This window comes from Streptomyces sp. 3-6 (assembly GCF_056323165.1).
This window is the reverse complement of record NZ_JBWHZP010000018.1, coordinates 85,184-97,905: the sequence shown is the minus strand read 5'-3', so window position 1 is coordinate 97,905 and position 12,722 is coordinate 85,184. Positions and strand designations below refer to the sequence as shown.

8 protein-coding genes are annotated in these 12,722 nt (G+C 74.1%); 6 read left to right on the top strand and 2 right to left on the bottom strand.

From position 1 onward, the window contains the following. From AC02VZ_RS21905 to glgB, 3 genes are all read left to right on the top strand, one after another. The coding region (locus AC02VZ_RS21905; RefSeq protein WP_476476188.1) for an alpha-glucosidase C-terminal domain-containing protein at positions 1-469 on the top strand (469 nt) is incomplete at its 5' end. Between the two features lie 111 nt (positions 470-580). Then, on the top strand, positions 581-2,011 hold the full coding sequence (locus AC02VZ_RS21900) for a maltokinase N-terminal cap-like domain-containing protein (RefSeq protein ID WP_476476187.1): 1,431 nt from the start codon (positions 581-583) through the stop codon (positions 2,009-2,011). A 28-nt stretch (positions 2,012-2,039) separates the two neighbouring features. Beyond that, complete coding sequence (glgB, locus tag AC02VZ_RS21895) at positions 2,040-4,808, top strand: 1,4-alpha-glucan branching enzyme (RefSeq protein ID WP_476476186.1); 2,769 nt, start codon at positions 2,040-2,042, stop codon at positions 4,806-4,808. Between the two features lie 27 nt (positions 4,809-4,835). On the opposite strand, the gene AC02VZ_RS21890 is transcribed toward glgB, so the two are convergent. Then, on the bottom strand, positions 4,836-7,079 hold the full coding sequence (locus AC02VZ_RS21890) for a HelD family protein (protein WP_476476185.1): 2,244 nt from the start codon (positions 7,077-7,079) through the stop codon (positions 4,836-4,838). A gap of 336 nt (positions 7,080-7,415) precedes the next feature. Next, on the bottom strand, positions 7,416-8,822 hold the full coding sequence (locus tag AC02VZ_RS21885; protein ID WP_432058457.1) for a cation:dicarboxylate symporter family transporter: 1,407 nt from the start codon (positions 8,820-8,822) through the stop codon (positions 7,416-7,418). A gap of 157 nt (positions 8,823-8,979) precedes the next feature. On the opposite strand from AC02VZ_RS21885, the gene AC02VZ_RS21880 reads away from it, so the two are divergent. The 3 genes from AC02VZ_RS21880 (at position 8,980) to AC02VZ_RS21870 (ending at position 12,632) form a co-directional block, all read left to right on the top strand. Then, positions 8,980-10,725, top strand: a complete 1,746-nt coding sequence (locus AC02VZ_RS21880; protein WP_476476184.1) for a sensor histidine kinase — start codon at positions 8,980-8,982, stop codon at positions 10,723-10,725. Beyond that, entirely contained in the window at positions 10,722-11,408 is a 687-nt protein-coding gene (locus AC02VZ_RS21875) for a response regulator (RefSeq protein WP_476476183.1), read from the top strand. Before AC02VZ_RS21880 ends, AC02VZ_RS21875 begins: the two co-directional genes overlap by 4 nt. A 501-nt stretch (positions 11,409-11,909) precedes the next feature. Then, the gene (locus tag AC02VZ_RS21870) at positions 11,910-12,632 is read left to right on the top strand and encodes a helix-turn-helix domain-containing protein (RefSeq protein WP_432058460.1); all 723 of its coding nucleotides are present in this window, start codon (positions 11,910-11,912) and stop codon (positions 12,630-12,632) included. The last annotated feature ends 90 nt before the right edge of the window (positions 12,633-12,722 follow it).

Here is a 12,722-nt window from a genome sequence, read left to right as displayed (position 1 = left end):
GGTCCGCACCCCCATGCAGTGGACCCCGGACCGCAACGCCGGCTTCTCCTCCTCCGACCCCGGCCGCCTCTTCCTGCCGACGATCATGGACCCGGTCTACGGCTACCAGGTCACCAACGTGGAAGCCTCCATGGCCTCCCCGTCCAGTCTGCTGCACTGGACCCGCCGCATGATCGAGATCCGCAAGCAGAACAGCGCCTTCGGCCTGGGCACCTACACCGAGCTGCCCTCCTCCAACCCGGCCGTCCTCGCCTTCCTGCGCGAGTACGAGGACGACCTCGTCCTGTGCGTCAACAACTTCTCCCGTTTCGCACAGCCCACCGAGCTCGATCTGAGCGCCTTCGCGGGGCGGCACCCGGTCGAACTGTTCGGCGGGGTGCGCTTCCCCGCCGTCGGGGAACTGCCGTACCTGATGACCCTCGGGGGGCACGGCTTCTACTGGTTCCGGCTCCGCAAGGACGCCTCGTAGAACCGGGGCGGGGCGGTTTCCTCCGCCCCGCCCGGGGCACGCATCAGTAACACCCCGCCCACCGGCGGCGCCCCGAGCGCCCCGCCGACGAGGGGGAAAGGACGCGACGCCATGTCGGAAGCCGTCACCCGCACCGTCAGCGCACCGCCCGGCCTCCTTGCGTCACTCGATCCACTGCTGAGGGAATGGCTGCCCAGACAGCGCTGGTTCGCGGGCAAGGGGCGCCCCGTCACGGGCTTCACCCCGGTCTCGGTCACCGAGCTGCTGCCGCCCACCGCCACGCTGGGCCTGTACCACCTGCTGGTCCGTGCGCGGCAGCCGCTCGCCGCGGGCCACGGCGGGCAGGAGCAGCAGCCCGGTGACTGCTACCAGCTGTTCATAGGCGTGCGCGAGGCGCTGCCGCCCCGGCTGGCGCCCGCGCTGATCGGTCATGTCACCCGGGGCCCGCTGGCCGGACGGACGGTCTACGAGGCCCTGCACGACACCCGGCCCGCCGAACTGCTCCTGGAAGCCCTGCGCACCCAGGCTCGGATCGGCGGGCTCCGTTTCGAGCGGGACCCCCGTCGGGAGATCCGGTCCGGCCTGGTGCCGCGCCTGGTGACCGCCGAGCAGTCGAACTCCTCCGTCGTCTACGGGGACACCTACATCCTGAAGCTGCTGCGCCGGGTCGTGCCCGGCGTCAACCCCGACCTGGAGCTGCCGCTCGCGCTGGCGCGGGAGGGCGGCACCCGGGTGCCGCCGCCCACGGCCTGGCTGCTCGCCGACGCCGGGGCCGGGGCGCCCGGCCCGCCCGCGGCGGAGCCGTACGTGCTCGGCGTGCTCCAGCCGTACGTGCAGGGCGCGACGGACGGCTGGGAGCTGGCGCTGCGGGCGCTGGCCAAGGGCGAGGACTTCCTCGCCGACGCCCGTGCCCTCGGGCGCGCCACGGCCGAGGTGCACACCGCGCTGGCCCGTGCCCTGCCGACGGTGAGCCTGGGCCACCCCCAGCTGCGGTCCCTGGTCGACGGCATGACCGAGCGGCTGCACGCGGCGGTGCGGGCGGTGGCGGCGCTGCGGCCGTACGAGGCGGAGCTGCGGTCGGCGTACACGGCGCTGGAGGACCTGGCCTCCGAGGGGTACGAGTGGACCGCTCAGCGGGTGCACGGCGACCTGCACCTCGGGCAGTGCCTGCGGTCCCCGGCCGGGGAGTGGTCGCTGATCGACTTCGAGGGCGAGCCGGCCCGCCCGCTGGCCGAGCGGCGCATGCCCCAGCCCGCGGTGCGGGACGTGGCGGGCATGCTGCGGTCCTTCGACTACGCGGCCCGCTCCGTGGATCCGCCGCAGGCCGACTGGGCCGCGCGCTGCCGGGCGGCCTACTGCACGGGCTACGCGGAGACCGCCGGACGCGACCCGCGCACCGAACCGGTGCTGCTGCGTGCCTATGAGACCGACAAGGCGGTTTACGAGGTGCTGTACGAGGCGCGGCACCGCCCCGAGTGGCTGCCCGTGCCGATGGCCGCCGTGCGCCGGCTCGCCGGTTCCGGCGCCGCCGACCCGACCTGACCACCCCTTCGTCCAGGAGGCTCCGCCCGTGACCCCCCGCCCCGAGCCCAGCGCTCCGCAGCCCGACCAGCCGGACGGACGGCCGGACGGACGGCAGGCCGTGCCGCCGCCCGCCGTACCGCGGAAGAAGTCCGCGGCGAAGAAGCCCGACGGGACCGGCACCGCGGGGAAGAAGGCCGCCCGGAAGAGGGCCACGGCGGCCGGCCGGGAGGCGGCGGGGCCGGCGGACCGGGCGGCGCGGGAGACGACGGAGAAGGCCGGTGGCGCGCGGGCCGCGGAGACGGTGAAGGCGGCGGGGAAGAAGACCCCGGGGGCGTCGGCCGACGGCCCGGCGGAGAGGACGGCGGCCCGGAAGAAGGCGCAGAAGGCCGGATCGAAGAAGGCGGCGGCGAAGAGGACCGCGGTGAAGAAGGCTCCTGGCAAGAAGACCACGGCGAAAAGCCTCCCGGCGGAGGAGGGCGGCCCGCGGGAGGCCGTCGCGGCCGGCGGTCCGGCGGCGGACGCGGGGGCAGACGCGGGGGCGCGGCCCGGTGCCGGCGCGCCGCGGGAGCCGGCCGGGGACACGGACACCGCCACCCGTCAGCCCGTACCCCCCGACATGGAGATCGCCGTCTCCCCCGCCGTCGGCGACGAGGACCGGGAGCGGCTGCTGAACGGCGCGCATCACGCCCCGCACGACGTGCTCGGCGCCCACCCCGTGCCCGGCGGGGTCGTCTTCCGGGTGTTCAAGCCGTACGCCCACGCGGTGACGATCGTCTCCGGGGGCGTGCGGGTGGACCTGCACGACGACGGCGCGGGGTTCTTCTCCGGGCTGCTGCCGCTGCGGGAGGTCCCGGCGTACCACCTGCTGGTGCGCTACGCGGACACGGTCCACGAGACCGAGGACGCCTACCGGTTCCTGCCCACGCTCGGCGAGCTGGACCTGCACCTGATCGGTGAGGGCCGGCACGAGGAGCTGTGGACGGTGCTGGGCGCGCACCCGATGACACACGAGGGGGTGAGCGGTACCCGCTTCTCGGTGTGGGCGCCCAACGCGCGCGGGGTGCGGGTGGCCGGCACCTTCAACTTCTGGGACGCCACCGCCTTCCCCATGCGTTCCCTGGGGGCGACCGGGGTGTGGGAGCTGTTCGTGCCGGGGATCGGCGAGGGCGAGCTGTACAAGTTCGACATCACCCGGCCCGACGGCTCGCGCACGCTGCGCGCCGACCCGATGGCCCGCCGGACCGAGGTCCCCCCGGCCACCTCGTCCGTCGTCACCTCGTCCGCCTACACGTGGGGCGACGCCGAGTGGCTGGAGCGGCGGGCGCAGGCGCCGGCCCACGAGCAGCCGTTCTCGGTGTACGAGGTGCACCTGCCGTCCTGGCGGCCGGGACAGACCTACCGGCAGCTGGCCGAGCAGCTTCCCGCGTACGTCAAGGACCTGGGCTTCACCCACGTGGAACTGATGCCGGTCGCCGAGCACCCCTTCGGCGGATCCTGGGGCTACCAGGTCACCGGCTTCTACGCGCCGACGGCCCGGCTCGGCTCGCCCGACGACTTCAAGTACCTGGTGGACGCGCTGCACCGGGCCGGCATCGGGGTCCTGATGGACTGGGTGCCCGCCCACTTCCCGCGCGACGAGTGGGCGCTGGCCGAGTTCGACGGGCGCCCGCTGTACGAGCACGCCGATCCGCTGCGGGCCGCGCACCCCGACTGGGGCACCCTGGAGTTCGACTTCGGGCGGCGCGAGGTGCGCAACTTCCTGGTGGCCAACGCCCTGTACTGGTGCGAGGAGTTCCACATCGACGGGCTGCGGGTCGACGCGGTCGCCTCGATGCTCTACCTGGACTACTCGCGCGAGCCCGGCCAGTGGACGCCGAACGAGCACGGCGGGCGGGAGAACCTGGACGCGGTGGCGTTCCTGCAGGAGATGAACGCCACGGTGTACCGCAGGGTGCCGGGCGTGGTGACGATCGCCGAGGAGTCGACCGCCTGGGACGGCGTCACCCGGGCCACCCACCACCAGGGACCGAGCGGCTTCGGCGGCCTGGGCTTCGGGCTGAAGTGGAACATGGGCTGGATGCACGACTCGCTGGCCTACATGAGCCACGACCCGGTGCACCGCCGGCATCACCACCACGAGATGACGTTCTCGATGGTGTACGCCTACAGCGAGAACTACGTGCTGCCGATCTCGCACGACGAGGTGGTGCACGGCAAGCGGTCGCTGGTGTCGAAGATGCCCGGCGACTGGTGGCAGCAGCGCGCCAACCTGCGCGCCTACCTGGGCTTCATGTGGGCCCACCCGGGCAAGCAACTGCTGTTCATGGGGCAGGAGTTCGCCCAGGGCGCCGAGTGGTCGGAGGCGCACGGGCCGGACTGGTGGCTGCTCGACCCGCACTACGGGGCGGAGGCCGACCACCGCGGGGTGCGCGATCTGGTGCGGGAGCTGAACACCGTCTACCGGCACACCCCCGCGCTGTGGCGCCTCGACACCCGTCCCGAGGGCTTCCGCTGGGTGACGGGCGACGCCGCCGAGGACAACGTGCTCGCCTTCCTGCGCCACGACGCCGACGGCACCCCGCTGCTCGCCGTCAGCAACTTCGCCCCGGTCGTCCGTTCCGCGTACCGGCTCGGGGTGCCGGACGACGTGCCCGCCTGGCACGAGGCGGTGAACACCGACGCCGCCCGCTTCGGCGGGAGCGGCGTCGGCAACCCGGACCCGGTGAAGCCGGAGCCGCAGGGCCGGCACGGCCACCCGGCGAGCATCCGGCTGGTCCTGCCGCCCCTGGCGACGGTGTGGCTGCGCCCGGCGTGAACCGGGCGGGCGGCCCCGGGTCCCGCGTCAGGCGGGGTCCGGGGCGAGCGCCTCGGCCAGCGGCCGCGGCAGCGGTGCGGAGTGCAGGACGCCGAGCCGCTGGGTGGCCCGGGTGAGCGCCACGTAGAGGTCGCTGGTGCCGTAGCGGCCGGGCTCGACCACGAGCACCGAGTCGAACTCCAGCCCCTTGGCCTGGCGCGGGTCGAGCAGGACCACGGGGTGCGTCAGGTCCGGCTCGGCGCCGGCGGTGACCCCGTCGAGGCGCGCGGCCAGCGCACGGTGCAGGTCGCGGGGCGCGATGACGGCGAGGCGGCCCTCGGCGGGGGTGAGTTCCCCCACCGCCTTCGCGACGGCGCCGGGCAGGTCGTCACCGGCCCGGGCCCAGGGCCGCACCCCGGTGGAGCGGACCGAGCCGGGCGGTTCGAAGCCGGGGTGCTCGGCGCGGACCACGGCCGCCGCGACCTCCATGATCTCGGCCGGGGTGCGGTAGTTGACGCCGAGGCGGGTGTGTTCCCAGCGGTCCTCCACGTAGGGGGCGAGGATCTCCGACCAGGAGCCGACGCCGCCCGCCTCCGAGGTCTGCGCCGGGTCGCCGACCAGGGTCATCGAGCGGGTGGGGCTGCGCCGCATCAGCAGCCGCCAGGCCATGGGCGACAGCTCCTGCGCCTCGTCGACGATGATGTGCCCGAAGGCCCAGGTGCGGTCGGCGGCGGCGCGTTCGGCGGCGCTGCGGTGGTCCTCCTCCTCGTGGCGTTCGGCGAAGCGTTCCGCGTCGATGATGTCGTGCGCGGAGAGCACCTCGACGGAGTCGGGGTCGTCCTCCTCCTTGTCCTCGAACTCGTAGGTCCGGGAGGCGTAGGAGACGTCCAGGACGCCCTGGGCGTAGGCGACCTGCGCCCGCCGTTCGCGGTCGGCCCGCTCCCGGGCGAGACGGTCGTCCTCGCCGAGCAGTTCGGCGGCCTCGTCCAGGAGCGGCACGTCGGACACCGTCCAGTGCCGGGTCACCGGGCGGCGGACGGCGTCGGCGTCCTCGGCGGGCAGGAAGTCATCCGGGGCCGCGAGGAGGTCGGCGACCAGGCGCTGCGGGGTGAGCCGCGGCCACAGCAGGTCGATGGCGGACCAGACCTCGGGGTTCTGGGCGAGTTCGTCGCGGATCTGGGTGACGTCGCTGGGGTCGAGCAGGTTGGAGCCGTCGTAGGGGTCGGTGCCGATGCGTTCGGCGACCATGTCGGTGAGCGTGTTGAGGATGTGTCCCTCGAAGTGCTCCCGGGCCTCGTTGTGCGGCAGCCTGGCGGCCCGGGTGCGTTCCCGTGCCACGCGCACCAGGTCGTCGTCGAGCATCAGCACGTCGCGGTCGTGCTCGATGGTGACCACCGGGTCGGGCAGCGCCTGCCGGGCGCGGACCGCCTCGGCGAGGACACCGGCCATGTCCGCCCGGCCCTTGACGGCGGCGGCCTCCGGGGTGTCGGTCCGGGTCGTCCGCACGCCGGGGAACAGTTCGCCCACGGTCGCCAGCAGCACGCCGGTCTCGCCGAGGCTGGGCAGCACCTCCCCGATGTAGCCGAGGAACGCCGGGTTGGGGCCGACGATCAGGACGGCGCGACGGGCCAGCAGGTCGCGGTGCTCGTAGAGGAGGTAGGCGGCGCGGTGCAGGGCGACCGCGGTCTTGCCGGTGCCGGGGCCGCCCTCCACGACCATGACCCCGCGGTGCGGGGCGCGGATGATGCGGTCCTGGTCGGCCTGGATGGTGCGGACGATGTCGCCCATGCGGCCGGTGCGGGCGGAGTCGAGGGCGGCGAGCAGCACGGCGTCGCCGGTGGGGTCCTCGTGGCCGGTGCGGGTCTCGTCGCCCAGGTCGAGGATCTCGTCGTGCAGGGCGGTGACCTCACGGCCCTCGGTGGAGATGTGGCGGCGGCGCCGCAGTCCCATCGGGGTGTGGCCGGTGGCGAGGTAGAACGGGCGGGCGACGTCCGCGCGCCAGTCGATCAGGACGGGGGTGCGCTCGGTGTCGTCGGCGCGCAGCCCGATGCGGCCGATGTGGTGGCTGTCGCCCGAACCGAGGTCGATGCGGCCGAAGCAGAGGGAGCCGTCCACCGCGTCGAGCGCGGCGAGCAGGCCGGAGCGCTCGGCGACGAGGATGTCCCGTTCCAGCCGCGCCTGCATGGGCGTGTTCCCCTGGGCGAGGGCGTCCCTCACGGACTCCTCGGCGTCACCGCGGAGGGCGTCGACGCGTGCGTACAGTCCGTCGATGAATTCCTGTTCCTCTCGCAATTCATCGTCCGGAAATTCGGTGTTTGACAATGCAGCTCCCGCCCGGATATGATGCACTCATTGAGTTCCGACTTCGATTCTTCTCTTCGAAGTCGCGAATCATCGAATATACGCCGCGAAAACCCCCGGACGCAATTGCCGGGGGTTTTTTGATGCCCGGACAAGGGCCGGGCGGCCGAATCCGCGGGGGAGGCGGGACCCGGCCGCCCGGCTGGTGGAGGCCCGGTACGGGAGGGGCCTCCGGGGGACCCGGACGGCTGAGCGGCAGGAGGTGGGGGGAACCGCCCGGCCGCCCGGGAGGAGAGGGGGACGCGTGGTCCCGCCGGGGCCGCGGCTTCAGGCCTTGGCCAGTTCCTTCTCGCCGCCCGCCCCGGCCGGCTCCGCGGGCGCGGCGGCCGGGGCCGTGTCGTCGGCGGAGCCGGCGTGGTCGTCCAGCAGGGTCCGCTCGTCGAACGGCGCCCGGCCGGTCAGGACCTCCTGGACCCGTTCCTTGTCGATCTCCTTGGTCCAGGTGCCGATCAGCACCGTGGCGACCGCGTTGCCGGCGAAGTTGGTCAGGGCGCGGGCCTCGCTCATGAAGCGGTCGATGCCGACGATGAGGCCGATGCCGTCCACCAGGGCCGGCTTGTGCGACTGCAGACCGCCGGCCAGCGTCGCCAGGCCCGCGCCGGTCACGCCGGCCGCCCCCTTGGAGGCGACCAGCAGGAACAGCAGCAGCGGGATCTGCTCGCCGACCGACATCGGTGTGCCCATCGCGTCGGCGATGAACAGCGAGGCCATCGTCATGTAGATCATGGTGCCGTCGAGGTTGAAGGAGTAGCCGGTCGGGACGGTGATGCCGACCACCGGCTTGCTGACGCCCAGGTGCTCCATCTTGGCGATGAGCCGCGGCAGCGCCGACTCGGAGGACGAGGTCGACAGGATCAGCAGGAACTCGCGGCCCAGGTAGCGGAAGAGGGTCCAGATGTTCAGGCCCGCCACGATCCGGAGCATGGCGCCCAGCACCAGGAAGATGAACAGCACGCAGGTGACGTAGAAGCCGAGCATCAGCACGGCGAGGCTCTTGAGCGCGTCCAGGCCGGCGGACCCGGTGACCGCGGCCATGGCGCCGAAGGCGCCGACCGGGGCGGCCCACATGATCATGGCGAGCACCCGGAAGACCAGGCGCTGGATGTGCTCGATGCCGCGCAGCACCGGCCGGCCGGCGTCGCCCATGGCCTGCAGCGCGAAGCCGCAGAGCAGGGCGATGAGCAGGGTCTGCAGGACCTCGCCGGAGGTGAACGCGGACACGATGGTGCCCGGGATGATGCCGAGCAGGAACTCGGTGGTGTCCTTGGCCTCCGCGTCGATCTGGGCGTGGCCGGTCTCCTTGACCGCGTCGGTGATGGCGAGGCCGGTACCCGGGTCGAGGATGTTGCCGACAATCAGGCCGATGGCGAGGGCGACGACCGACATCACCATGAAGTAGCCGAGCGCGATGCCGCCGACGGCGCCGACCTTGGCGGCCTTCCGCACGGAACCGATGCCCAGCACGATGGTGCAGAAGATGATCGGGGAGATCATCATCTTGATCAGGTTCACGAAGCCGGTGCCGATCGGCTTCAGCCCGACCGCGAAGTCCGGTGCGAGCAGGCCCACCCCGATGCCGAGGGCGACCGCGATGATCACCGCGATGTAGAGATAGTGCGTGCGGTCCCGCTTGACCTCGGGTGCGGCTGGTGCCGTATCGGCTGTGCTGGTCACGGCGGCCCTCCTTGACGTCGTCGTCGGCCTCACCGGCGTGCGGCTCACGTCCGGGGGATGGAGTTCGGGGGAACGCCGTGACTATGTCCCGCCCTGTGAGCGCGGTCACCCTTCCGTTCATTTAGTTCATCGCGGGACCGGAAGGCACACTGACGGGATGCGTCTGCCCCTCCCCCGGCCCCGCAGCCTCGCGGGCCAGCTGTTCGCCATGCAGGCCGTGCTGATCGCGGTCCTGGTGGTGGGGTACGCGGTGTTCGGCTTCGTCAGCGACCGCAGCCAGGCCGAGGAGGCCGCGGGCGACCAGGCCACGGCGGTGGCCCTGTCGGTCGCCGACTCGCCCTCCGTCCGGGAGGCGATCCGCTCGGCCGACCCCTCCGCGGCGCTCCAGCCGTACGCGCTGGCGGTGGTGCGGGACACCGACATCGACTTCGTGACGATCATGAACCCGCGGGGCATCCGCTGGACCCACCCGGATCCCGGCGAGATCGGTCTGCCCTTCCGCGGCCACACCGCCCCCGCCCTGGAGGGCCGCACCTTCACCGAGACCTACACCGGTACGCTCGGCCCGTCCGTGCGGGCGGTCACCCCCGTCCGGGACGGGGACCGGATCATCGGCCTGGTCAGCGCGGGCATACGGGTGGAGGAGATCAGCCAGCGCGCCCGGGGGCAGCTCACGGCGCTGCTCGTGGTCGCGTCCGGCGCCCTCGGCCTCGGCGCGATCGGCACGTACGTCATCAACGCGCGGCTGCGCCGGCACACCCACGGCATGAACGCGACCGAGCTGAGCCGCATGCACGACTACCATCAGGCCGCGCTGCACGCCGTGCGCGAGGGCCTGCTGATGCTGGACGGGCAGCACCGTGTCGCGCTGATCAACGACGGCGGCCGGGTCCTGCTGGGCGTGGCCGACGAGGAGGACGTGGTGGGCCGACCGGTCGCGGAGCTGGGGCTGCCCGCTCCCCTGACGGGGGCGCTGCTCGCCTCGGAGCCGCGGGTGGACGAGGTGCACCTGACCGAGGAGCGGGTCCTGGTGGTGAACACCTCACCGGTCTCGGGCGGGGAGCGGCGCGGCACGGTGGTGACCCTGCGGGACGTCACCGAACTGCAGTCCCTGATGGGCGAGCTGGACTCGGAGCGGGGCTTCTCGCAGGCGCTGCGGTCCCAGGCGCACGAGGCGGCGAACCGGCTGCACACGGTCGTGTCGCTGATCGAACTGGGCCGGGCCGAGGAGGCGGTGGACTTCGCGACCGCCGAGCTGGAGCTGGCGCAGGCGCTCACCGACCAGGTGGTGGCGGCGGTCGGCGAGCCGGTGCTGGCGGCGCTGCTGCTGGGCAAGACGGCCCAGGCCAACGAGCGGGGCGTGGAGCTGGTGGTGTCCGGCGACAGCCGGCTGGACGACGGGCTGCTGCCGGACTCGCTGCCCGCCCGGGACCTGGTCACCATCCTCGGCAACCTGATCGACAACGCCGTCGACGCGGCCCAGGGCGGCACGCCGCCCCGGGTGACGGTCACGGCGCTGACCCGGCCGGACGCGGAGCCGAACCGGGAGCACGCGGAGCCGGCCCGGCCGGCGGAGGAGCCGCCCCGGCCGGACGCGGAGCTGGTGCTCAGCGTCCGGGACACCGGGCCGGGCGTCGATCCGGAGCACGCCGAGACGCTGTTCCAGCGCGGCTTCAGCACCAAGCCCGCGGGGCCGGGCGGGCGCGGGCTGGGGCTCGCGCTGGTCCGGCAGGCGGTGGCGCGCCACGGCGGATCGCTGGCGGTGACCTCGCCGGACGACGGCGGCGCGGTGTTCGAGGTACGGCTCCCGCTGCGGGCCGCGCCGGCCGCCCGGTCCGGGCGCTCCGGGCGGGGGACGGCCGTGGACGGTGCGGCGCCGGTCGGTGCGGGAGGCGGCGCATGAGCGGCCGGCCCATCCGGGTGCTCGTGGTGGAGGACGATCCGGTCGCCGCCGACGCCCATGTGATGTACGTCGGCCGGGTGCCCGGGTTCACGGCCGTCGGCAAGGTGCACACCGGCGGGGAGGCCCGCCGCGCGCTGGAACGCACCGCCGTCGACCTGCTGCTGCTCGATCTGCACCTGCCGGACGTGCACGGACTCCAGCTGGCCCGCTCGCTGCGGGCGGCCGGGCACCAGGCCGACGTCATCGCGGTGACCTCGGCGCGGGACCTGGCCGTGGTGCGCGAGGGCGTGTCGCTGGGGGTGGTGCAGTACGTGCTGAAACCGTTCACCTTCGCCACCCTGCGGGACCGGCTGGTCCGCTACGCCGAGTTCCACGCGGCGGCGGGCGAGGCCAGCGGACAGGACGAGGTCGACCGCGCCCTGGCCGTCCTACGCGCCCCCGGCCCCGCCGCGCTCCCCAAGGGGTTGAGCGCTCCGACCCTGGAGCGGGTCACGGTGGCGCTGCGCGACGCCGGGGAGGGCATGACCGCGGCGGGCGTCGCGGAGGCGGTGGGCATCTCCCGGATCACCGCCCGCCGGTACCTGGAGCACCTGGTGGAGGCGGGACACGCGGCCCGGCGCCCGCAGTACGGCACCGTGGGCAGGCCGGAGCTCCAGTACCGGTGGGTGAGGCGGCGGCCCTAGGGGCTTCCGACGGATCTCCGCGGCGGCCCCCGGTGTGTCGTTCCGGGACGGGGTGACGCGCCGGCCGTGGAACGGCGGGGTGGGCGCCGGTCGTGAGGCGGGGCCCGGACGGCGCGGTCCTCGCGTCACCCCCGGGGCGCGCGCCGGTTCGCGGGAGGCGCGCACGCCGTCGGCCGCGCGCCGGGTCCGGTTTGCGCCGCCGGGCGGACGCCGTCCCGGAGGTGGGTGGGGGCCGCGGGGCGCACGGGGGTACGAGCCGCGCGACGGCGACCGTACAGCCGCTCGAACCGCCGTGGGAGCCCCGGCGACGCCGAAGACCGCGCATATGCCCGATGAGCTTGCGGTTCTCCTCGGACGGGCTCGGCCCACGGGACCCGCGGCCGGCCGGCGCGGGCGTCCGCCGCACGGGGCGACCCGCCGGTAGTCGTAGCTTCGCACCATGAGTGATCCTGGCCGAACCGACCGTAGTCACCGCCGCCCGCCGGGCCTAGCTTGTGGGCCGTGCCCCGACCTACCGCCCGACCGCACCGCCTCCCGCCCTCCGGCCCCCGGCAGGCCCCGCCGTTCAACGCCGCCGCCGCCCGCCGCCTGCGTTCCGCCCTCGGCATGGACGCGGCCCAGATCGCCCACACCCTGCGTGTCTCCTACGGGCTCCCGCACGTCACGCCGGACCTCGTCCTCGGCTGGGAGCGCGGGCTCGCCGCGCCGTCCGCCACCGAACTCACCGCCCTGGCAGGGGTGTTGTGGTGTTCGCCGGGTGAGCTGATCGGCCGTCCGCGCACCCTGCGCGAGCACCGCATCGCGCGGGGCCTGGCCCCCGAGGACGTGGCCCGTGCCGTCGGGCAGGAGATCCACGCGTACCTGCGGATGGAGGAGACGGGGCAGTGGCGCGGCTCCGAACGGCAGGCCACCGCGCTCGCCGCGGTGCTCTCGCTGTCCCTGGCCGACCACATCGCGGTCACCGGGCGGGAGGCGAGACTCGCCGAGCTGCTGCGGAACGCGGCCACGACCCGCTGGCAGGCGTACGTGCGGCCGGTGGCGCGGATCGTGCCGCTGGAGCGGCGGCTGCTGGAGCGCGTGCTCCAGCGCCTGCACCAGGACTACCAGGGCCACATGGCCGCCACCCTCAGCTGGGGCGGCGGCAGCGGCGACGCGGGCGAGGAGGGCCGCGCGTTCCTGGACCGGATCGTCGAGCACTTCTGGACGGCGGCCGGGTACGGCTGACCGGCGCACGCCTCCCGGCGCTCCCGGCCTCCACGGTGCGACGCCCACCGGGACGGCGAACCCCCGCGCAGCAGCCCCTGCGGGGCCGGC